Origin of the sequence: Sneathiella limimaris (assembly GCF_012932565.1) — a bacterium.
Classification (GTDB): Bacteria; Pseudomonadota; Alphaproteobacteria; order Sneathiellales; family Sneathiellaceae; genus Sneathiella; species Sneathiella limimaris.
The window spans coordinates 695,711-716,692 of sequence record NZ_JABBYJ010000001.1; the positions used below are offsets into that span (position 1 = coordinate 695,711).

At 47.5% G+C, this 20,982-nt stretch carries 21 protein-coding genes; 15 read left to right on the top strand and 6 right to left on the bottom strand.

The window, feature by feature from the left end; genetic code table 11:
• Positions 1 to 6: 6 nt before the first annotated feature.
• Together HH301_RS03325 and mutM are read right to left on the bottom strand one after the other, a co-directional pair.
• Positions 7 to 783: an enoyl-CoA hydratase gene (locus tag HH301_RS03325; RefSeq protein WP_169566648.1), complete on the bottom strand. Its 777-nt coding sequence runs from the start codon at positions 781 to 783 to the stop codon at positions 7 to 9.
• Positions 784 to 930: 147 nt separating this feature from the next.
• Positions 931 to 1,761 carry a bifunctional DNA-formamidopyrimidine glycosylase/DNA-(apurinic or apyrimidinic site) lyase gene (gene mutM, locus HH301_RS03330; protein ID WP_169566649.1) on the bottom strand — a complete coding sequence of 277 codons (831 nt, stop codon included), beginning with the start codon at positions 1,759 to 1,761 and terminating at the stop codon, positions 931 to 933.
• Between the two features lie 91 nt (positions 1,762 to 1,852).
• Between mutM and ubiE the strand changes: the two genes are divergently transcribed.
• The 7 genes from ubiE (at position 1,853) to HH301_RS03365 (ending at position 8,294) form a co-directional block, all read left to right on the top strand.
• A complete protein-coding gene (gene ubiE / locus HH301_RS03335) occupies positions 1,853 to 2,641 on the top strand; it encodes a bifunctional demethylmenaquinone methyltransferase/2-methoxy-6-polyprenyl-1,4-benzoquinol methylase UbiE (RefSeq protein ID WP_169566650.1) in 789 nt (262 codons plus the stop codon).
• Positions 2,642 to 2,650: 9 nt separating this feature from the next.
• Entirely contained in the window at positions 2,651 to 4,255 is a 1,605-nt protein-coding gene (gene ubiB / locus HH301_RS03340) for a 2-polyprenylphenol 6-hydroxylase (protein ID WP_169566651.1), read from the top strand.
• 88 nt (positions 4,256 to 4,343) lie between these two features.
• Positions 4,344 to 5,549, top strand: a complete 1,206-nt coding sequence (gene coaBC, locus HH301_RS03345; protein WP_206378143.1) for a bifunctional phosphopantothenoylcysteine decarboxylase/phosphopantothenate--cysteine ligase CoaBC — start codon at positions 4,344 to 4,346, stop codon at positions 5,547 to 5,549.
• A 6-nt stretch (positions 5,550 to 5,555) separates the two neighbouring features.
• Positions 5,556 to 6,014 carry a dUTP diphosphatase gene (dut, locus tag HH301_RS03350; protein WP_169566652.1) on the top strand — a complete coding sequence of 153 codons (459 nt, stop codon included), beginning with the start codon at positions 5,556 to 5,558 and terminating at the stop codon, positions 6,012 to 6,014.
• A 9-nt stretch (positions 6,015 to 6,023) separates the two neighbouring features.
• A complete protein-coding gene (locus HH301_RS03355; protein ID WP_169566653.1) occupies positions 6,024 to 6,479 on the top strand; it encodes an RrF2 family transcriptional regulator in 456 nt (151 codons plus the stop codon).
• Between the two features lie 75 nt (positions 6,480 to 6,554).
• The gene (cysK, locus tag HH301_RS03360) at positions 6,555 to 7,508 is read left to right on the top strand and encodes a cysteine synthase A (RefSeq protein WP_169566654.1); all 954 of its coding nucleotides are present in this window, start codon (positions 6,555 to 6,557) and stop codon (positions 7,506 to 7,508) included.
• A gap of 6 nt (positions 7,509 to 7,514) precedes the next feature.
• The gene (locus tag HH301_RS03365; RefSeq protein WP_169566655.1) at positions 7,515 to 8,294 is read left to right on the top strand and encodes a HesA/MoeB/ThiF family protein; all 780 of its coding nucleotides are present in this window, start codon (positions 7,515 to 7,517) and stop codon (positions 8,292 to 8,294) included.
• Between the two features lie 15 nt (positions 8,295 to 8,309).
• Here HH301_RS03365 and HH301_RS03370 read toward each other — a convergent pair whose 3' ends face one another.
• The 4 genes from HH301_RS03370 to HH301_RS03385 form a co-directional block, all read right to left on the bottom strand.
• The gene (locus HH301_RS03370) at positions 8,310 to 9,248 is read right to left on the bottom strand and encodes an AEC family transporter (protein ID WP_169566656.1); all 939 of its coding nucleotides are present in this window, start codon (positions 9,246 to 9,248) and stop codon (positions 8,310 to 8,312) included.
• A gap of 115 nt (positions 9,249 to 9,363) precedes the next feature.
• Positions 9,364 to 10,017: an HAD family hydrolase gene (locus tag HH301_RS03375; protein ID WP_169566657.1), complete on the bottom strand. Its 654-nt coding sequence runs from the start codon at positions 10,015 to 10,017 to the stop codon at positions 9,364 to 9,366.
• 31 nt (positions 10,018 to 10,048) lie between these two features.
• Entirely contained in the window at positions 10,049 to 10,483 is a 435-nt protein-coding gene (locus tag HH301_RS03380) for an EamA family transporter (protein ID WP_169566659.1), read from the bottom strand.
• Positions 10,484 to 10,635: 152 nt separating this feature from the next.
• Entirely contained in the window at positions 10,636 to 12,240 is a 1,605-nt protein-coding gene (locus HH301_RS03385; RefSeq protein ID WP_169566661.1) for a phosphoenolpyruvate carboxykinase, read from the bottom strand.
• A 423-nt stretch (positions 12,241 to 12,663) separates the two neighbouring features.
• Between HH301_RS03385 and HH301_RS03390 the strand changes: the two genes are divergently transcribed.
• From HH301_RS03390 to HH301_RS03425, 8 genes are all read left to right on the top strand, one after another.
• The gene (locus HH301_RS03390) at positions 12,664 to 13,359 is read left to right on the top strand and encodes a response regulator transcription factor (protein WP_169566663.1); all 696 of its coding nucleotides are present in this window, start codon (positions 12,664 to 12,666) and stop codon (positions 13,357 to 13,359) included.
• 30 nt (positions 13,360 to 13,389) lie between these two features.
• Positions 13,390 to 15,123: a stimulus-sensing domain-containing protein gene (locus HH301_RS17835; protein WP_169566665.1), complete on the top strand. Its 1,734-nt coding sequence runs from the start codon at positions 13,390 to 13,392 to the stop codon at positions 15,121 to 15,123.
• Positions 15,124 to 15,152: 29 nt separating this feature from the next.
• Complete coding sequence (locus tag HH301_RS03400; RefSeq protein ID WP_169566666.1) at positions 15,153 to 15,593, top strand: HPr kinase/phosphatase C-terminal domain-containing protein; 441 nt, start codon at positions 15,153 to 15,155, stop codon at positions 15,591 to 15,593.
• Between the two features lie 34 nt (positions 15,594 to 15,627).
• Entirely contained in the window at positions 15,628 to 16,494 is an 867-nt protein-coding gene (rapZ, locus tag HH301_RS03405) for an RNase adapter RapZ (protein WP_169566668.1), read from the top strand.
• Positions 16,495 to 16,530: 36 nt separating this feature from the next.
• Positions 16,531 to 16,935 (top strand): PTS sugar transporter subunit IIA, encoded by a 405-nt coding sequence (locus HH301_RS03410; RefSeq protein WP_169566670.1) that lies wholly within the window; start codon positions 16,531 to 16,533, stop codon positions 16,933 to 16,935.
• Between the two features lie 19 nt (positions 16,936 to 16,954).
• Positions 16,955 to 17,251 carry an HPr family phosphocarrier protein gene (locus tag HH301_RS03415; RefSeq protein ID WP_169566672.1) on the top strand — a complete coding sequence of 99 codons (297 nt, stop codon included), beginning with the start codon at positions 16,955 to 16,957 and terminating at the stop codon, positions 17,249 to 17,251.
• Positions 17,252 to 17,406: 155 nt separating this feature from the next.
• Positions 17,407 to 18,702: an adenosylhomocysteinase gene (ahcY, locus tag HH301_RS03420; RefSeq protein WP_169566673.1), complete on the top strand. Its 1,296-nt coding sequence runs from the start codon at positions 17,407 to 17,409 to the stop codon at positions 18,700 to 18,702.
• A gap of 156 nt (positions 18,703 to 18,858) precedes the next feature.
• The gene (locus tag HH301_RS03425; RefSeq protein WP_169566675.1) at positions 18,859 to 20,979 is read left to right on the top strand and encodes a sensor histidine kinase; all 2,121 of its coding nucleotides are present in this window, start codon (positions 18,859 to 18,861) and stop codon (positions 20,977 to 20,979) included.
• Positions 20,980 to 20,982 lie beyond the last annotated feature (3 nt).

The following is a 20,982-nucleotide window of genomic DNA, read 5'->3' on the forward strand; positions in this document are numbered from 1 at the left end:
GTCAGTTTACTTGTTTTTAAAGGCCGGTGAGCGCTTTTCAGCAAACGCTGCCATGCCTTCTTTCTGGTCTTCTGTTGCAAAAGTAGAGTGGAAAACCCGCCGTTCGAACATGATTCCCTCTTTCAGAGTAGTCTCGTAGGCTTTGTTGACACTCTCTTTGCAGATCATGGTGACTGGGCGTGACATCTCCGCGATTGTGGAGGCGACTTTCAGGGCTTCATCCATAAGATCGTCTAGAGGAACAACGCGGCTCACAAGGCCAGAACGTTCAGCTTCGTCAGCATCCATGTAGCGGCCTGTCAGGCACATATCCATTGCTTTGGATTTTCCAACGAAACGGGTTAGTCGTTGTGTACCGCCTGCACCTGGAATCGTTCCCAGTTTAATTTCAGGTTGACCAAATTTTGCATTATCGGCGCAGATTATAAAATCGCACATCATGGCCAACTCACAGCCACCACCGAGGGCATAGCCTGCGACAGCAGCAATGACTGGCTTGCGGCACCGAGGTACTTCTTCCCATGTGGCTGTAATGAAGTCATTTAAATAGACATCCATATAGGTGCGATCTTTCATTTCTTTGATATCCGCACCGGCAGCAAATGCTTTTTCAGAGCCTGTAATGACGATGGCCCCAATAGCTTCGTCAGCTTCGAAAATCTTGAGGGCCTCACCCATTTCTTCAGTGAGTTCCTGGCACAGTGCGTTGAGGGCTTTCGGGCGGTTCAGGCGGATCAAGCCAACCTCACCATGAGTTTCAACAATTATGTTATTGTAAGCCATTATCAGCTCCCCTTACTTATTTGACTGGGCTAATAGCATGTTGTCGGTTGCGGAATACGATCAGCCCCAAAAATTGCAGCCGCCATTATCAAGCTGCCATTTAGATTGTCCAGATATTTAGTAGGCCCCAGCTTATTAATCAATCCGTTATCGTTGACAAGATGAACAATAGAAAGTGGACCGGCCGGATTGAACGATCCGTTGAATGGGCTTTTCACAGCCGGGAGAGGGGCAAGGACTTCCTTCTTGATCGTAGACCAGAAACTGATGCTGAAAATATCCAAGTTCTCCATCGGTTCTACTGTAATTCCGGAGGGTCGAGCCACCGGACAGGATCGCCTCTCTCAACACTTGTTTGATGGCTTCAGCAAGTCTTTCCGCTCTCTTGCCGGTAATCGTACCTGCAATTCGCTTTGGCGAAATCCGGGCACGGTATAATGCTTCACAGGCATATATGTTACCAACTCCGGCAACTACTTTCTGGTCTAGCAATGCCGTTTTTATAGGCCCTTTTCTCCCCTTTAACGCTGCACTTAAGATGGGGCCACTGAACTCGTTTCCAAGCGGTTCTGGTCCGATGTTTTTGAGTTGCGGGTGGTTTTCCATGTCCGCTAGCGTTGTCAGCAGCATAAACCCAAATCGCCGAGGGTCGTGATATCGAACGCGAACCCCTTTTTCTGTCTCGAATATAATATGGTCGTGTTTGTCGACAGCAGTTACCTGTGCATTTTCAATTCGGAAACTGCCGGACATGCCCAAATGACCAATGAGCACTGTCCCATCCTTGAGTGTGAGCAGTAGATATTTTGCCCGCCGGCTTATGGATTCAATGGATTTCCCAGTCAAAGCTGACGCAAAGTTCGGCGCAAACGGAAATCTGAGATCCGGCCGATTGAGGGTAATTTTTGTAAATTTATCGTTGAGCAAAGCCTGTTCCAGACCTCGAACAACCGTTTCGACTTCAGGTAATTCTGGCATGGCCAGAGATTAGACCTAAATAGAGACTTGCGCTATGGTCTTATTTTAAGCAAAACAGGATGGAATTTTTGCCATCGATATGGGGACTTAAATGACATCGACTGAAGAGAACAAAACCTCCGCGTCCTCTGGTCCAGACAACAATACTACCCATTTTGGCTTTCGCGATGTTCCGGTTGATGAAAAGGCCGGTTTAGTTCGCGGTGTTTTCGACAGCGTTGCTGAAAATTACGACCTGATGAATGACCTGATGAGCGGCGGCGTTCATCGTCTATGGAAAACAGCCATGATCGATTGGCTAAACCCGCAACCGGGTCAACATCTGCTGGATGTCGCAGGTGGAACCGGTGATATTGCATTTAAGTTTATGGATCGGGTAGACGGCAATGCGAAAGTTACCGTCCTTGATATTAATCACGCCATGTTGTCTGTCGGCCAGGAACGGGCTCTCGATCAGGGGCGGCTATCTGGCTACGACTGGGTTAACGGAGATGCCATGGCTTTGCCATTACCGGATAAATCTGTTGATGCTTATACGATTGCGTTCGGTATCAGAAATGTAACCGATATTCCGGCAGCGCTACGTGAGGCCCGCCGGGTCTTGAAACCAGGTGGCCGTTTTATGTGCCTTGAGTTCAGCAAAGTAACCCTGCCAGTTTTGAAAGAGTTTTATGATCTCTACTCGTTCAAGATCCTGCCAAAAATCGGTGGCGCCGTTGCGAATGATGAGGCTTCTTATAAATATCTCGTTGAAAGTATCCGAAAGTTTCCAGATGCGGACACTTTTAAAAAGATGATTGAAGAAGCCGGGCTTGGTCAGGTGAAGTATCGAATTCTCTCCGGAGGTATTGCTGCGATCCATTCCGCCTGGCGGATATAGGGGGCGTCTGTGCTGAGTCTCTTCTCAAATTTTTTCCGCCTGTTAAGGGTTGTCCGTATTCTTGCCCGGCATGATGCCCTGTTTCTGGTCAATGAACTGGAAAAAGCACCAGTATTGGTCAAGATCGGACTGAAACTTCTTCCTGTATTTGCGATAGGGGCTAAGTCATCCAAACACCTTCGAAAAGGGGAGAGACTGGCTGAAGCTCTCCGTGAGTTGGGTCCTAGCTTCATTAAATTGGGTCAGGCGCTTTCTGTTCGTTCTGATCTGCTGGGCGAGGAGATAGCCCTTGATCTTGGGAATTTGCGGGATCGATTGCCGCCCTTTTCTTTTGAAGAAGCCAAAGAAACCATTGAATATGAACTGGAAGGGAAGCTTTCCGACCTATTTGTGTCTTTCGAAAATCAACCGGTAGCGGCGGCGTCTATCGCTCAGGTTCATTTTGCAGAAGTTGAAGAGACAATCCCTGCACCGACTGAAGATGATCCGGAGGCAGTTAGTATTGAGCGCAGAAAGGTCGCCATTAAAGTTCTACGTCCTGGAATTGAAGAAGCGTTTCAGCAGGATTTGAGGCTCTTTTTCTGGATTGCAGATCTGGTTGAGCGGTTCCAGCCCGCATTTCGCAGGTTACGGCTTCGGAAAATTGTTGAAATTCTCGAACAATCCGTCTCGCTTGAGATGGATTTGCGGCTGGAGGCTGCAGCCGCAGCAGAATTGGCTGAAAATTTTGCGGATGATCCAGATTTTGCGGTTCCTGAGATTGACTGGCAGCGGACAGCAAAACGTGTGATGACCCAGGAGCGGATTGAAGGCATTAGCCTTTCCAAACGGGATGAGCTGGTTGAGGCCGGGCATGATCTTGAAAGGGTTTCTTCAACAGTGATCCGGGTTTTTTTGGATCAGGTCCTTCGGGATGGTTTTTTCCATGCTGACATGCATCATGGGAACTTGTTTGTGCGCGAGGACGGAACCCTTGTTGCCGTGGATTTTGGAATCATGGGGAGGATGGACCGTCAGACGCGCTTGTTTATGGCAGAGATGCTGTATGCATTTTTAATAGGGGATTATCGGCGGGCGGCTGAGGTTCATTTTGAGGCTGGATATGTACCACCTAATAAATCGCTAGATGCTTTCACCCAAGCCTGCCGGTCAATAGGAGAGCCGATCCTTGGAAAACCGGTCAGTGAAATTTCCATCGCTCGCCTGTTAGTGCAGCTGTTCCAGATCACAGAAACCTTCGAGATGGAAACTCAGCCCCAGCTTCTTCTTCTTCAGAAGACAATGGTTACTGCAGAAGGTGTCGCTCAGAGTATGAACCCGGATGTGAATTTCTGGGAAGTCTCCCATCCAACGGTGGAGGCTTGGATGCGGGAAAATATGGGGCCAGAAGCTAAGGCTGCTCAAATTGTCAAAGATGGATTGTCTTTTGCTCAGAAACTTCCTGCGCTCGTGAGCAAGGCAGACCACCTGCTTGATCGATTGGAATCAGCAGCTGAAACAGTCGGTAATCGAGATCAAAGCACTCGAAAAGAGAGCCCAATTGCCGAAGGTTGGGTTTTTGTTGCCGGCATTATCACCGGGGCTGCTGCGTTTTATCTATTGCTTCAAATATAATTTGATATTTGGATAATTAGTCCTTGCACAAAAATATTACGGTTACTATTTTATTCACATAAAAAATTGGTGAAATTGGCGGGTAATCGTGACCTCTCAAAAATCAGTGCTGTTGATCATTGGCGGTGGTATTGCAGCCTACAAGTGCCTAGAGCTGATCCGTCAGCTAACAAAAAGAGGCATTAAAAGCTGGGTTATTCTGACCAAGGCTGGATCGGAATTTGTCACTCCGCTGTCCTTGGCCGCTTTGTCCGGGGAAAAAGTCTATGACGACTTGTTCTCACTCACTGATGAGACAGAGATGGGCCATATTGAGCTTTCTAGAAGTAGTGATCTGGTGGTGGTTGCACCGGCGACTGCCGATCTGATGGGAAAAATGGCTGCGGGCTTGGCAACAGATCTGGCAACTACGGCATTGATGGCTACAGATAAGCCTGTTGTTATCGCGCCGGCAATGAACGTGCGTATGTGGACCCATCCAGCAACTCAACGGAACCTTCGACAGCTAGAGGCAGATGGCATTACGGTCATCGGTCCAGATGAAGGGGATATGGCCTGCGGTGAGTTTGGCCCTGGCCGGCTGGTTGAGCCTGTGTTTTTGGCAACTGAAATTGAAAAGATCTTAAACGGTGCCAAATCCGGGCCTCTATCTGGAAAGAAGGTTGTGGTGACAGCTGGCCCAACCCATGAGCCGATTGACCCTGTTCGGTATATTGCCAACCGCTCTTCCGGCAAGCAGGGATACGCGATCGCAGCCTCACTAGCTGCTCTTGGTGCTGAAGTTACCCTTGTTTCTGGGCCTACACGGCTTGAATGTCCTTCGGGCGTAGATCGCATTGAGGTTGAAAGTGCGAGCGATATGTTGGCCGCTACCGAAAAGGCATTGCCTGCTGATGCAGCCGTGTTTGCAGCAGCCGTAGCTGATTGGCGTGTCGCCAATGCTGCTGATCAGAAGGTCAAAAAACAGGCTGGAGCCTTGCCAGATCTTAAGTTAGCTGAGAATCCGGATATTTTGGCAACAATCTCATGGTTACAGAAAGGTCGACCAAGTTTGGTCGTTGGTTTCGCTGCCGAAACGGAAAATGTGATTGAAAACGGGAAATCCAAACTGAGCCGGAAAGGGTGTGATTGGATTGTTGCAAATGATGTCAGTCCAGCGACAGGAACTTTTGGGGGCGATGAAAACCAGGTTCACCTGATTACGCCAAAAGAAGTTGAGGACTGGCCCAAAAAATCAAAAGCAGAAATTGCGGACTTGATTGCCGCACGTATTGCTGCTCATTTCGAAAGTTGAGTTTGAATGTCAGATGTAAATGTCCAGATTACCCGTTTAGCTCATGGAGCAGACCTACCCCTTCCGTCTTACGAAACGGAAGGTAGTGCAGGTATGGATTTACGAGCGGCGGTTACGGAAACCTTGGTTCTAGAGCCAGGGGCACGGGCACTTGTACCAACCGGCTTTAAGATGGCGTTACCTGTCGGGTTTGAAGCTCAGGTTCGGCCCCGGTCTGGTTTAGCCTTGAAGAAAGGGATTTCTCTGCCGAATACTCCGGGTACTATTGATGCGGATTATCGGGGAGAGGTTGGTGTAATCCTCATTAATCTTGGGGAAGAAGCGTTTGAAATCAACCGGGGGGATCGCATTGCGCAGATGGTCATTGCGCCGGTCACCAAAGGTATTTGGCAAGAGGTTGATAATCTGGATGAAACCGCTCGCGGTGAGGGCGGGTTTGGTTCTACCGGTGTATCGGCTGGGTAAGGAGGTCTTATGATACACTTACCTAAGAAAATGCTGTACGCGCTGGAAGCTGTCGTTGATATCGCTTTCAATGCACGGCCTGACCCGGTGCAGTCAAAGGAGATAACCCGTCGACAGGGGATCCCGCAGCGTTACCTGGAACAAGTTATGCAGCAATTGGTTCACGCTGGCATTTTAAAAGGTGTGCGTGGGCCGCGCGGAGGTTATCGCCTGGCGCGGGAGCGACGTCGGATAACTGCTGGCGATATCGTTCGTGTGATCAGCGCCGCTGATGAAGCGGATGGAGATGTCCAGATTTTCTCCTCGGAGATCGGACAGAAGGTGGTCGGACCTCTGTGGATCGAAGCACAGAACGCGTTGTTAAAACAGTTGGATAGCGTAACTCTTGAAGATCTTTGCATGAAAGCAGATCAGGACTGTCAGGTGGACAAAAATCAGGTTCCGCCGACAGATTTTAATATTTGATTGCACTTTGGCCTCGGTCAAACCCAAAAATTTTCCCGGAAACCGGCGTTTCTGGTCATAAAATGGAGACTTAAAATGGAAAAAGTACCCCCGCGCGGTAAAGTCTATGACAGCATTTTGGATACCATTGGCGGAACACCTTTGGTTCGGGCCAATCGCTTTGCCAAAAACCGGAATTTAAAAGCTAATCTTCTTCTAAAATTGGAATTCTTCAATCCACTGGCTTCCGTTAAAGACCGGATTTCACTGGCCATGATTGAAGCCATGGAGGAAGCCGGTGTTATTAACGAAAACACCAAAATTATCGAGCCAACCTCAGGTAATACAGGAATCGGATTAGCGTTTGTTTGCGCCGCTAAAGGATATGATCTTACGTTGGTGATGCCAGAAAGCATGTCTATTGAGCGCCGTAAAATGTTAAAACTCCTCGGCGCTAATCTGGAGCTGACTGAAGCTGCAAAAGGGATGAACGGTGCTGTTCTTCGGGCACAGGAAATGAAGGAAGAATATGGTGATGCGGTTATTCCGCAGCAGTTTTCCAATCCTGCAAATCCTGCCGTTCACAAGGTGACAACTGCAGAAGAAATCTGGACCGACACGAATGGCACTGTGGATGCAGTTGTGATGGGTGTTGGAACGGGCGGAACCCTGACCGGTGTCGGTTCAGTCTTGAAAGGTCATAACAAAGACATCAAAATCGTCGCTGTCGAGCCAGAAGACAGTCCTATCTTGTCCGGTGGACAACCTGGACCCCACAAAATCCAGGGAATTGGTGCGAACTTTGTTCCAGATAACCTGGATCGGAGCCTTATTGATGAAGTTCTGACCATCGGAAACGAAACTGCATTTGAAACTTCACGGGCTTTAGCACGGGAAGAGGGTATTCCGGCTGGTATTTCCTCCGGTGCTGCCCTTGCAGCAGCCGTTGAAATTGCAGAAAGACCGGAAATGGCAGGCAAAAATATTGTGGTTGTTATTCCTTCTTTTGCAGAACGGTATTTGACAACAGCACTTTTTGACGGAATTTGATCCAATATGCTGACCGATGACCAGCTTGATCGATATGCGCGTCATATAGTCCTTCGGGAAGTTGGCGGTATTGGTCAGCAAAAACTTCTAGATTCCAAGGTTTTAGTGATCGGTGCGGGTGGACTAGGCTCGCCCCTGATCCTCTATCTTGCTGCTGCAGGTGTGGGCACGATCGGTGTTGTAGACGATGACGTTGTGGATTTGTCCAATCTGCAACGTCAGATCGCGCATGGAACGGCGCAAATCGGGACGCCGAAGGTTGAAAGTGCGAAAGCTGCAGTCGCTAGAATTAATCCGGATGTTAAAATTGTTCCGCATGCAGAACGATTAATTCGAGGTAATGTTCGAAAACTGTTTCAATATTACGATCTGGTTGCGGATGGTTCGGATAATTTTGAAACCCGTTTTCTGATTAATGACGCCTGCTATTTCTTGAATAAACCTTTGGTTTCCGCGGCGATGCTGCAGTTTGAGGGCCAGCTTTCTACCTATAAGCCTTATTTGGGTGAGGGGCACCCCTGCTATCGGTGTATTTTCCCGTCGCCTCCGCCTGCGGATGTGGCAAGGACTTGTGGCGAGGCAGGTGTCCTCGGGGCACTTGCGGGTACAATGGGATCTTTACAGGCGGTAGAAGTCCTCAAAGAGTTGTTGGATATTGGGCAAAGTATGTCCGGCCAACTCTTGATCTATGATGCGCTTTATGCTGATTTTCGGAAAGTTCGCGTCAAACCAGATCCTGGATGCCCTTTATGTGGGGATCAACCGGCCATTAAAGAGGATTTTTAGTCCCTTCTTCCGGTTTTACAAGCCCATAAAAACATGCATTGCAAGAGCCACAGAGACAGGTAATGTAATCATGGACAGAAGTGTTTGGATGGTAATGATCGCTGCCATAGCTTCAGCGTCACTGCCAAGCTGCCGGGCAAGCGCGTATCCTGAGCTGGCAGTTGGAACTGCGCCATAAATGACCAGAATTACAGCGGCGATCCCATCAAGGCCGGTCAGAAAGATCACACCGATCATGATAGCTGGAAACAGGATCAGCTTGCCGAACGTGGATATGATGAGCGAGGCGGTTTCGGTTCGCATGGTCTGAATGTGAAGACCAGCGCCCACACATAGAAGTGCAAAAGGTAGGGCCGCTTTTGCCAGTATGCCCGCCATGTCATGAATGACTGGCAGTTTTCCGATCCCAGTTAAGTTACAGAAAACACCTGTTCCAATCGCAAGAAGCAAAGGGTTTCGCAAAATTTCCTGCAATAACCGCAGCTTTAAACTTCGAGAATTGCTTTGCCCTTGATAGGTCACGAGCGCTGAAACACAATAAAGGTTTGTCGGGGGGACAAGAATTGAGGTTGCGACTGCCGCCAACAACAGTCCCTCTGCCCCAAATAGCATGTCAGCAGTTGCAAAGGCGATAAAGGTGTTATGTCGGGTTGCGCCTTGAAAGACCGACCCACTCAATCCGTTTGAGAATTTCATCGCTTTTGAAGCCAAGACAGCCATGAGAGAACAGATTGTGAGTGCGCCGATCAATGCGAGCGCATAGGTCCCGACAATATCTCCTTGCAACGGTGCGGTAGTTGTTCTGTAAAAAAGAAGCGCTGGAAAAAGCACCCAATAGGTCACTTTGTCTGCCTGTGGCCAAAAATGCTCGCCTGGAAATCCAATCCGTCGGAGGCCATAGCCTGTCATCAATAACAGGAAAATAGGCAGGATAGAGATTGAGATGGACCACATTTTGGGGAGCCTTTTGATTTTCGGGTCGCGAAGTCTTTATTGTCAGCGGAACTTTTCTGTATCAATCTTTATAAGCGACAGCCAGAATTTTTTAGTTTGGTCCTTAAAAACTTGTCTATCTGGATTGGTCCAGAAACAGCCTGTGAACATGACTGACTGTGGGCATGATTGAGTGTCCAAGTGACCTAACTTCGTCAGTGGGGTCAACCATATCAGGGATTTGGAAAACCAACATATCTGCCGCGTGGGCAGATTTTACGCCATTATTGGAATCTTCTAACGCCGCACAATGTGTCGGGTTTATGTTTAGTTTTTGGGCGGCGGTCAGGTAAATCTCAGGATGGGGTTTACTATTTGCAACGTGATCCCCAAAAACAAGGGCTGAGAAAAAATCAATAAGTCCTGCATTTTCGAGTTTTCGAACTGCATTGATTTCGGGGGTGGAGCTAGCCACAGCGCATTTAATGCCGCTGTCACTCAGGTAGTTTAGGAAATCCAGAACACCTTCTTTGAGTGGGACCGGCTTGTGGACTGCATTTTCCACATATCGCTCGTTCCAGTCCGTCATGAACGGGTTTTTCTGAAAACCGGGCATATTGGTTTCCAGGATCTGGGCTGTTCGCTCTAGGTTACTGCCAATGCAGCTGTGATACACTTTTTCATCATAGGTAAGTCCAAAATGTGTACAGCTTTCTATGAATGTCCGCTTAGCCACTCGCTCTGTGTCCAGCATCAGACCGTCCATGTCAAAAATTACTGCATCGCGCATTGTAAGCCCTTACCTCTTTCAAATCACTTTGTTAGCCGATTGCCAGAACAATTGCACCCGCAGAAATGAGAGATATCCCAACCCAACCAGTTCCAGAGATACTTTCGCCTAAGAATAGGGCAGCAAAAAGGGCGACGAAAACCACACTGAGTTTGTCTACGGGGGCAACCTGATGAGCGTTCCCAAGTTTAAGTGCCCGAAAATAGCAAACCCACGTTGCCACTGTTGCGAGACCTGAAAGCAGAAGAAAAAGATAGGTTTTGCCCGAAATGGAACTGAGTGGCTGGAACTGACCCCTGCCATAAAGGATGATCCCTAATGCAAAAAGAACAACGATCGTTCGAATGAAGGTGGCAAAATCAGAGTTGATATTATCGATACCGATTTTGGCAAAGATTGCTGTAAGCGCGGCAAAAATGGGAGCCAGCACTGCCCAGAATTGCCAGACAAGCAGGACTTTTCCCATTGGAGCTCTCCTCCCAAATTTAAATTGAAGGCTGCAACATCACATTAAACTTATGGAGCAGGTTATTTCAACGGGTACAGAAGAAACTGGTAACGGACACAAAAAAACCCCTGCCAGCAAAGCAGGGGTTTTTTAGTTAAATCTGTGAACAATCAGGCGGATTTAGGTGCTGATTTCATCACGTCTTCATCGACATAATCTGTGAACTGTTCGAAATTCTCAATAAACAAGCTGACCAGATGTGCAGCCTGATTGTCATAGGCCTCCTTGTCGGCCCATGTGTTTCTAGGGTTCAGGATATGGCCTGGAACTCCTTCACAGGAGGTTGGCATTGCAAGGCCAAAGAACGGATCCCGCTCAAATTCCACTGAAGCCAAAGTTCCATCGAGAGCCGCATTGACTAATGCCCTCGTATGGGCGATTGGCATGCGATGACCTGTTCCATAGGCCCCACCTGTCCAACCCGTGTTTACGAGCCAACAATTTACATTATGCTGATCGATTTTCTCGCCCAAAAGTTTGGCATAAACTGCGGGATGGCGCGGCATAAACGGAGCGCCAAAGCAGGTTGAGAAAGTGGCCTGTGGCTCGTTGCCCAGTCCTTTTTCTGTGCCAGCAAGCTTCGCTGTGTAGCCTGACAGGAAGTGATACATGGCCTGTTCAGGGCTTAATTTTGCAATCGGAGGCAGCACACCGAAAGCATCTGCGGTTAACATGATCACATTTTTAGGGTTCCCAGCGATACCAGTGTCACTTGCATTTGGAATAAAATCGATGGGATAGGATGCGCGGGTATTTTCTGTATACCGATTATCATCCAGATCCAGCTCTCCGCGTTCATCCATCACGACATTTTCAAGGATAGTGCCGAAACGGCGGGTGGTTTCATAGATTTCTGGCTCTGCTTCTTCGGAAAGGCGAATAACCTTGGCATAGCAGCCGCCCTCAAAGTTAAAGACGCCTTCATCACCCCAGCCATGTTCATCATCGCCAATCAACATGCGAGAGGCATCTGCTGACAGGGTTGTCTTTCCGGTTCCAGATAGACCAAAGAAGACTGCACTTTCGTCATCATTGCTCACATTCACAGAGCAATGCATGGGCAGGACGCCTTTTTCTGGGAGCAGGTAGTTTAGAATGGAGAAAACTGATTTCTTGATCTCACCAGCATAGGAGGTGCCGCCAATGATGACGAGCTTTTCAGCAAAGTTTGCCAGAACGAAAACTTCGGATCTGGTACCATCTGTTTCTGGATTAGCCTCAAGGCTTGGGCATTGCAGAACAGTGAATTCAGGAACAAAGCTTTTCAGCTCTTCATCGGTTGGCTGAATAAACATGTTACGGGCAAACAGATTGTGCCAGGCGCATTCGGTAATAATTCGAACAGGAAGGCGATGACCGCCATCCGCACCCGCATAACAATCCTGAACAAAAACATCGCGGCCTTCCAGGTGCTCGATCATTTTCTGATGCAGGCCAGCAAACTTGCTGTCTTCAAAAGGCTTATTGACCTTGCCCCACCAAATATTGTCTTCGCTGCTACCTTCTTTAACAATAAATTTGTCATTTGCAGAACGGCCTGTGTGCTGGCCGGTTATGGCAACCAAAGCACCGCCCGCTGATAAGCTGGCTTCGTCTCGTTTTAAGGCTTCCGTATACAAATCTGGAGCTGATAAGTTCCAGTATGCCCTGCCCACACTACCAAGTCCTTGTTGGTCAATCCCGTACGAACTTATCTGAGGTCCCTTTTGTTCCAATGCCCTCTCCATTCATGGCTATATCAGAGAAAAAATTATGCGTTTTTATTGGGGCAGAAGGATAAGGGGCCGGGATACTTCCTGCAACAGCTTGAGTAAGAAAACTGTCAAAAAAGCTCCGTTTTTATATGATTGTTTCGTCGGGGTTTCGTAATATTTTCAGAATGAACTTTTTTGAAAATAATTAACCAATTTTTATTTGTGATTTTTGATTGGCTAGGGGAATAGAAAATAGTTTTTTCGTTTTGTTTCGCTCTGTTTTCATTAGAAACAGATTCAGTGCAAAAAGTGTTTTGATCTAGTCCGAAGCGTTCTAAATACCTCTGAGTTACCTTCAATCTGCCACAATTGTGCCAAAAGCGGGATGGTATTTAGAGCTTATGGATCTTATTATGACAGAATCGTGGAGAAAAGGAGATCATGATGTCCAATAAAATTGCACTTGTAGATGATGATCTCAATGTTTTGACAACCGTCTCCATCCTGTTGGAGTCAGAAGGTTTTTCGGTCTCTAAGTTTTCGGATGGAGAGGAAGCTTTAGAGTCCTTTGACAAAAACCCGCCAGATCTTGCTGTGCTGGATATTAAGATGCCGCGCATGGATGGGATGGAAATGTTAAACAGACTCCGTCGCAATTCTGATCTTCCTGTTATTTTTCTGACTTCAAAAGACGATGAGATAGATGAGTTTCTCGGGCTGAAGATGGGAGCAGATGACTATATCAAGAAACCATTTTCTCAAAGGCTACTGGTTGAACGGATCCGCACAGTCTTAAGGCGCCATAAAGCCAAATCCAGTTCAGAAGAAGGGGAAGATGAGGATGTCCTGATCCGTGGCCGATTGAAACTGGACAGTGTTCGTCATGCCTGCTTCTGGGATGACAAGGAAGTTATTTTGACCGTGACTGAGTTCATGCTCCTACATGCATTGGCATACCGACCTGGTCATGTGAAAAGCCGGGATCAGCTGATGGATGCAGCTTATGACGACAACATTTATGTTGATGACCGGACAATTGATAGTCATATCAAACGGTTACGGAAGAAAATCAGGGCTGTGGATCCAGAATTTTCGGCTATTGAAACTCTTTACGGGGTTGGATACCGTTTCAAGGACTAACCGACCGTCCTTGAGAGAGAGGCGCCATTAGTGAGTGATCAGTCAACAGATAAGCCGGCAACTGTGTCATTAGGAGACCCTGTTTATTCATCGGAATCTGAAAAAGCAGCTGTGGGTCAAAACTCATCGCGAAGCTCTGGTATTCGTCAAAAGCGGAGATGGTGGCGGTTTTCATCGCTGAGTCGCCGAATTATGGCGATCAACCTATTTTCCATAATCTTTCTGGCTGGTGGCATTCTGTACCTGGATCAGTTTCGCGCAGGGCTGATTGAGGCACGTCTGCAGGCTTTGCAAACCAACGGCCGTATGATTGCCGGGGCCTTAGGTGAGGCGGCTCTCGGCGAAATGTCATTCACGGGCGGCAGCAATTATTTCAACCTGGATAGTCGAAATATTCGTCGGGTCCTCCGCCGTATGTCGGTTGTAACGGGTATTCCTGCTAAATTGTTTGACCGAGAGGGGGTTCTTGTTGCGGATAGTCGGTTACTGATCTCATCCGGCCGGGAAATAATTTTGGAAGCGCTCCCGCCGCCCGATCAACGCAGCCGTTTTCAAAAAATTTATGAAGAAAGTTATGACTTCTTAGCTGGTCTCATCCCGAATTCCCGAGATTATCCGCTTTTTCCGACCAAACATTCGCTTTCTGCTGATGATTTTAAAGAAGTCCAGGCGGCTATGACCGGTGAGGCTAGTGGGGTCATACGTCAGACTGAGGATGGCCGCCTGATGTTGTCAGTTGCTATGCCGGTTCAGGGCTTTAAAAGGATCCTGGGTGCCTTAATGCTGGTGGAAAATGGCGATGCAATTGATGAGGCAGTGCGATCGGCCCAGATTACAACGCTGACGGTTTTTTCGATTACAGTTATTATCACATTGCTGCTCTCACTTTATCTCGCTCGAACGATTGCAAGCCCTGTCCAGGAAATGGCGGAAGCCGCAGACAAGGTTCGTTTGGGTATTGGGCGCCGTGTGGACATGCCGGACTTTTCTAATCGCCAGGATGAGATTGGCGATCTTTCTGTTTCCTATCGTCAGATGACGGAAGCCTTATATGATCGTATGGATGCAATTGAGGCATTTGCAGCAGATGTTTCTCACGAGCTTAAAAACCCTTTGACGTCTCTTGGGACGGCAATTGATACATTTGAACGGGTTAAGGATGAAGCTACACGCCAGAAACTCCAGGAAGTGATCTCCAGTGATGTAAAGCGATTGGACCGACTTATTACGGATATTTCGTCGGCCAGCAGACTGGATGCAGAACTTTCACGGACTGAAGGCGAAATTGTTAATCTTGTCGAAGTCACAGACGGCGTTGTTGGGCTCTATTCCGGAGAGCGGGCTCGAAATAACGTGACTGTAGAAGTTGAAATCTCTACCCCTGAAATCCTGATAGAGGGTGTTCCCGGCCGCCTTGGCCAGGTTTTTCGGAACTTGATAGAGAATGCGATTTCCTTTTCACCAGAAAATGGGCGGGTTCTCGTTCGGGTTCATGAAGAGAAAGATTTTAAAGGCCAGAATTGGGTTCAGGTCGATGTCGAGGACCAGGGACCGGGCATTCCTGAAAATAAGCTAGAGGCTATTTTCAGTAGGTTTTACACAGAACGTCCAAAGAGCGAAGGTTTTGGAAATCATTCTGGGCTGGGACTCAGTATTTCAAGATTAATTGTCGAAGCACATGGCGGCACTATTCTTGCGTCCAACCGGATGAGTTCTGAGGGAAAAATAATTGGTGCTAAATTCACAGTTCGCCTGCCAAAATAGCTTGAAAAGAAAAGGGAGCTTTAAGTTTAGTGATTAAGCAACATGCATCAGTGGTTGCGATTGATAGGAAAGCCATTTTAATCCGTGGACCGTCAGGTGCTGGAAAATCGGATCTTGCACTTCAACTAATCGGCTCTGGTGCCCGGCTCGTTTCAGATGATTATGTCGAATTACAGGCGTTAAACGGCCGCCTTTGGGCACATACGCCGGAACAACTGAAAGGGATGATGGAGGTCCGGGGACTTGGAGTGATAAAAAACCTGGCCTATGTATCTGGCGTCCAAGTAACCCTTTGTTGCGATTTAGTGCCTTGCGCAGAGATTGATCGTTTTCCCGATCCGCCATTAACAACCTGCTTTGAGAATATCGATATCGCGTTGATGAATTTGGATCCGTCTTATCGGTCAAATGGGAATCGGATCAGATTGGCGCTTGACCGTCTGTCTCAGATATGGCCCTCTTTAGACTGAGGTGTTTTCGATCCATAAAGAGTTATAACCTAGCATGGAACAGGTAGAGCAGACCCGTATCGCGCTGATTACCGGGTATTCCGGAGCTGGAAAATCCACTGCTTTAAAACAGTTTGAAGATTTGGGCTGGGAAGTTGCTGATAATATTCCCTTATCTTTGTTGTCACCGCTGGTGATGGAAATTAGCCGTGAAGGCGGCATGAACATTGCGGTGGGCGTCGATACGCGGACATTGGGGTTTAGTGTTGAAAAACTATTGGAACTGACCAATCGACTTAAATTTGAAACCCACAGTCAGGTTGATCTTGTCTTTCTGGAATGCGATAGCGGGGTTCTAAAAAGGCGCTTTACCGAAACCAGGCGCAAACATCCCCTGGCTTCAGATCGGCCAGTTGCGGATGGGATAAAGGCAGAACGCGGTCTGTTTAAGGGGCTAAGATCAGAGGCTGATATCTGCATTGATACGACGCTTCTCTCTTTGCCAGAGTTGCGCCATCAATTAATTCAGCGTTTCAGTTTGGACGAAAACCCAGCGCTAACAACAACTGTGATGTCGTTTTCGTTCAAGAAAGGTATCCCCCGAGAAGCTGACTTGGTTTTCGATATGCGCTTTCTGAAAAACCCTTACTACAATGAGGATCTGCGGGAAAAAACGGGTCAAGATTCGGATGTTGTTGAATATATTAGGACAGATGAAGCATTTTCAGCGTTTGTCACTAAGTTAAAGGATCTGCTCGATTTGCTGATGCCGAGGTACTTGTCTGAGGGTAAGTCTTATCTGACAATTGCCATTGGATGTACAGGTGGGCGGCATAGATCTGTATGTGTGTCTGAAATTATTCATGACCACATTAAAAAAAGTGGGTATTTTACCCAGCTCTTGCATCGGGACCTGAATTAAGGTTCTAACAAAGCTTGCTAACTAGAGGCGTATGGTATGATTGGAATGGTATTGGTAACACATGGCCGGCTGGCTGAAGAGTTCGTCGCGGCAACTGAACATGTGGTTGGCCCGCAGGAGCAGGTTCGAGCAATTTCCATCGGTCCTGATGATGATATGGAGAAGCGCCGTGAGGATATCCTCGATGCTGTCAAAGAAGTTGACACAGGTACGGGCGTAATTTTGCTGACAGATATGTTTGGTGGAACGCCTTCCAATTTGGCAATTTCTGTTATGGACAAGGCCAATGTTGAGGTTATAGCCGGCATCAACCTCCCTATGCTGATTAAATTGGCCAGCCTGCGCGGGGAAAATGACATGGAAAAAGCTGTTGCAGCAGCCCAAGAATCCGGGCGAAAATATATCAATGTCGCCTCTCATCTCTTGGCAAATAACTCCTGAAACACGGCGATTTTCTGCAATGACCAAAACGCTTCGAAAAAGCCTTCTCATTGAAAATAAACGTGGCTTGCATGCGCGCGCGGCAGCAAAATTTGTGAAATGTGCTGAGTCTTTTGAAGCTGATATCATTGTGACGAAGGATGAAAACAATGTGTCCGGCACGTCGATAATGGGCTTGATGATGCTTGCCGCGGCGAAAGGCTCTTCGATAAATGTTTCTGTGACTGGGCCAGATGCAGAAGAGGCACTTTCAGCGCTGGAAAGTCTTGTCACTGATAAATTTGGTGAAGACCAAGAAGAAGAAACAGCTGATTAGAGCGGTTGAATTTTCTTCAATTGATCAAGATATAAAGATGTCTTTATATATTTTGTTGATTGTCTGATTTGTGTTTGCTATATAGCCAGCATAGATGGTGTTGACGCTTGGTGCCGTCTTCACATGAGACACCATATAAAGAATGTGAGTTTTCCATGGCTGATACTGAAGATTTTAAGGTAGCGGACCTTTCCCTCGCTGATTGGGGACGTAAAGAAGTCGCAATTGCAGAAACAGAAATGCCTGGGCTAATGGCCTTGCGCGAAGAGTTTGGGTCAACAAAGCCGCTAAAAGGGGCAAGAATTGCAGGTTGTCTTCACATGACAATTCAAACAGCGGTTCTGATTGAAACCCTGATTGATCTAGGTGCAGAAGTTCGCTGGTCTTCCTGTAATATTTTCTCCACTCAGGATCAGGCCGCCGCTGCGATGGCTGCCGTTGGTGTGCCGGTTTTTGCCTGGAAAGGCATGAGCGAGGAAGAATTCTGGTGGTGCATTGAGCAGACCATTGAGGGCCCGAATGGTTGGCGCCCAAATCTGATCTTGGATGATGGTGGGGACCTGACCCAGATTATGCATGACAAATATCCTGAATATCTGAACGATGTAAAAGGCCTATCTGAGGAAACAACAACAGGTGTGCATCGCCTTTATGAAATGGCGAAAGCCGGAACCTTGAAAGTTCCAGCAATCAATGTGAACGATAGCGTGACCAAATCAAAGTTTGATAACCTTTATGGGTGCCGTGAAAGCCTAGTGGATGGCATTAAGCGGGCAACAGACGTTATGGTTGCCGGTAAGGTTGCTGTTGTTGCGGGTTATGGCGATGTTGGTAAAGGATCTGCCGCCTCACTTCGGTCCCAGGGCGCACGGGTCTTGGTGACAGAAATTGATCCGATCTGCGCTTTGCAGGCATCTATGGAAGGCTACGAAGTGGTAACCATGGATAAGGCTGCTTCACTCGGCGATATCTTCGTGACAACGACTGGCAATATCGATGTGATCACAATTGAGCATATGCGCCAGATGAAGGATCGGGCGATTGTTAGCAACATTGGTCACTTTGATTCTGAAATTCAGATTGAAGCCTTGCGCAACTATCCTTGGCATAATGTGAAGCCGCAGGTTGACGAAGTCGAGTTCCCTGATGGAAAGCGCATTATTGTTCTGGCAGAGGGCCGTCTGGTTAACCTTGGCTGTGCCACAGGACATCCAAGTTTTGTGATGAGCGCGTCATTCACTAACCAGGTTTTGGCACAGATCGAACTTTGGGAACGCCACGAAAACTATAAGAATGAAGTTTACGTTCTGCCGAAACATCTGGATGAAAAGGTTGCGAGCCTACATTTGGGTAAATTGGGTGTTGAATTAACAACTCTGAGCCCAGAGCAAGCTTCCTATATTGGTGTTGATCAACAGGGTCCTTTCAAACCAGAGCATTATCGCTACTAAGTTTGAAAAAATATCATGAAGTGAAGGCTGGCAAACACACATGCCAGCCTTTTTTATATTGATTTCCCAAAAAAGAGATAAAAGTTTGATCTTCTTCACTATTATTTGATAACACGGAATCCGGTAGTGATGCTGTTTGGTTATTTGGGTGACTGAATGGCAAAAGGGGAGAGGTCTTGGACCAAAGCGATGGAAGTTGATTATTCATCCACAGAGCTGGTCATTATCTGGCTGACAGTCCTAATCGTTATTATTTTGGCGATGGCACTTTATGTCATGCGGAAGAAGGCTTTGTCGCTCTTAACGCAAAGCGACCAAATCTCTGAACGGGTGAAACTTCTCGAAGAGGAACTTGAACTTGCCCATGCCGAGAAAAAAGAAAAAGATAAAGAGCTTTTGAATACAAAATCCATACTGATGGATACTCGCGCGGAACGGGATGACTACATTGATCTTCTCAATGCAGCTCCATATCCGATCTGGCGCCGCGATCAGCAATCCCGGATCATCTGGCACAACACACAATTTGAAGAGATAGTGGGTTCTGCCAACTCTATCGGTGATATTCCTGAATTGGCATCCAAGCGGGAACCAGATCAGGCGCGTAAACTGGCGGCTCGTGCACGCGTTACACAAAGTCCACAATCTGAGATCCGGCGGTTCGTCGTTGGAGGAGATCTTCATAGCTATAAAGTCTCTGAAGTTCCGCTGGAGTTCGAAAATCAGCTTGCTGGTTTTGCAGAAGATGTAACGCTTCAGGAACAGATGGCCCAGGATATCAACGAGCACATGCGCGGTCAGGAAAGTGTTCTTGAAAATATTACCACAGCCATTGCAATTTACGGCCCTGACCTGCGTCTCGATTTTTACAATCAAACATATGTCAAACTATGGAAGCTAAGTGATAGCTTTTTGGAAGAGCGTCCGACAATCCTGGAGGTTTTGGATAAACAACGAGAGTTACGCCGGCTACCGGAGCAGGCTGATTTTTCTGCCTACAAATCCAAGCGAAAAGCTCTCTTCACAAATTTGATTGAAACCCAGGAAGAGCTGGTTCAGCTTCCGGACGAGACAATGCTGAGAACGGTGATCGCTCCCCACTCCAAGGGGGGGCTGTTTTTTATGTTTGAGGATGTCACCGACAAGATGATCCTGGAGCGGGCACATAATACTCAAACTGCCGTTCAGCGTGCGACATTGGACAATTTGTATGAAGCCGTTGCTGTGTTCGGTTCTGATGCCAGGTTAAAGCTCTTTAACGCTGGTTTCAGTGAGATTTGGGGAATTCCAGAAGATTTTCTGGAAGAAGACATCCATATTTCCGTGCTGGTGGACAAAGTCTTTGAGCAATGGAAGATGGAGGATGCCAGGGATCTGAGGGATCGATATATCGCAAATGTGACTCGCCGGGATGCGTTTTCAGGGCAATTGGAGCACCTTACCGATCGGATCGTGAATTATAACCGAGTGCCGCTCCCTGATGGAAATGTTCTATTCACCTATCTGGATGTAACCGACCAGCTTCGGGTGGAGAGGATGCTGACAGAGCGGAACGAGGCTTTGGAAGCTGCCGATAGAATGAAAACAGAGTTTGTGGCAAGCGTGAGTCATGAGCTTCGTACACCGCTGAACACGATCATCGGATTTGCTGAAATTCTAGTGAAGCAGTTTTTTGGACCGCTTAATGAGAAACAGACCGAATATGGGCAAGGTATCCTCGACAGTTCCAATCACCTGTTGCATCTGATCAATGATATTCTGGATATGGCCAATATTCAGGCTGGTAAGATCGAACTGGAACTGGAACCAGTAGATCTGCATGCGCTTCTTGCCAATGTGGTCACTCTCGTTCATGACCGGGCTCGTAAGCGCCGAATTAACCTGGATTTTGAAATTTCAGATGATCTGGGTTGGGCAACTCTCGATGAACGTCGGATCAAGCAGGTGATCTTTAATCTATTCAGCAATTCCATCAAGTTCACAGATCCAGGCGGTGAAGTGAAATTGATAGCGGAACGAAATGATGAGGGAATTCTGATTCAAGTCAAAGATACGGGTATTGGTATCTCTAGGGAGTCACAAAAGCGGATTTTCGAGCGATTTGCCAAGGGAGATACGACCCAGGAAAATGCGGGTGCAGGCATCGGTCTTTCTTTGGTTAAAAGCTTTGTCGAAATGCATGGTGGGACTGTCACGCTGGCATCTGAAGAGAATGTAGGAACAACTATTTACTGCCAGTTACCAAATAGTCTGTGCCTGGAGACAAAACCCAGTTAATCT

Excerpts from the sequence above, each read along its gene's own strand:
- HH301_RS03355 (WP_169566653.1), top strand. The coding sequence starts at position 6,024 with ATGATACACTTACCTAAGAAAATGCTGTACGCGCTGGAAGCTGTCGTT.
- HH301_RS03390 (WP_169566663.1), top strand. The coding sequence starts at position 12,664 with ATGTCCAATAAAATTGCACTTGTAGATGATGATCTCAATGTTTTGACA.
- HH301_RS03415 (WP_169566672.1), top strand. The coding sequence starts at position 16,955 with ATGACCAAAACGCTTCGAAAAAGCCTTCTCATTGAAAATAAACGTGGC.
- HH301_RS03425 (WP_169566675.1), top strand. The coding sequence starts at position 18,859 with ATGGCAAAAGGGGAGAGGTCTTGGACCAAAGCGATGGAAGTTGATTAT.
- HH301_RS03410 (WP_169566670.1), top strand. The coding sequence starts at position 16,531 with ATGATTGGAATGGTATTGGTAACACATGGCCGGCTGGCTGAAGAGTTC.
- HH301_RS03380 (WP_169566659.1), bottom strand. The coding sequence starts at position 10,483 with ATGGGAAAAGTCCTGCTTGTCTGGCAATTCTGGGCAGTGCTGGCTCCC.
- cysK (WP_169566654.1), top strand. The coding sequence starts at position 6,555 with ATGGAAAAAGTACCCCCGCGCGGTAAAGTCTATGACAGCATTTTGGAT.
- HH301_RS03375 (WP_169566657.1), bottom strand. The coding sequence starts at position 10,017 with ATGCGCGATGCAGTAATTTTTGACATGGACGGTCTGATGCTGGACACA.
- rapZ (WP_169566668.1), top strand. The coding sequence starts at position 15,628 with ATGGAACAGGTAGAGCAGACCCGTATCGCGCTGATTACCGGGTATTCC.
- HH301_RS03370 (WP_169566656.1), bottom strand. The coding sequence starts at position 9,248 with ATGTGGTCCATCTCAATCTCTATCCTGCCTATTTTCCTGTTATTGATG.
- HH301_RS03325 (WP_169566648.1), bottom strand. The coding sequence starts at position 783 with ATGGCTTACAATAACATAATTGTTGAAACTCATGGTGAGGTTGGCTTG.
- dut (WP_169566652.1), top strand. The coding sequence starts at position 5,556 with ATGTCAGATGTAAATGTCCAGATTACCCGTTTAGCTCATGGAGCAGAC.
- HH301_RS03365 (WP_169566655.1), top strand. The coding sequence starts at position 7,515 with ATGCTGACCGATGACCAGCTTGATCGATATGCGCGTCATATAGTCCTT.
- ahcY (WP_169566673.1), top strand. The coding sequence starts at position 17,407 with ATGGCTGATACTGAAGATTTTAAGGTAGCGGACCTTTCCCTCGCTGAT.
- ubiE (WP_169566650.1), top strand. The coding sequence starts at position 1,853 with ATGACATCGACTGAAGAGAACAAAACCTCCGCGTCCTCTGGTCCAGAC.
- mutM (WP_169566649.1), bottom strand. The coding sequence starts at position 1,761 with ATGCCAGAATTACCTGAAGTCGAAACGGTTGTTCGAGGTCTGGAACAG.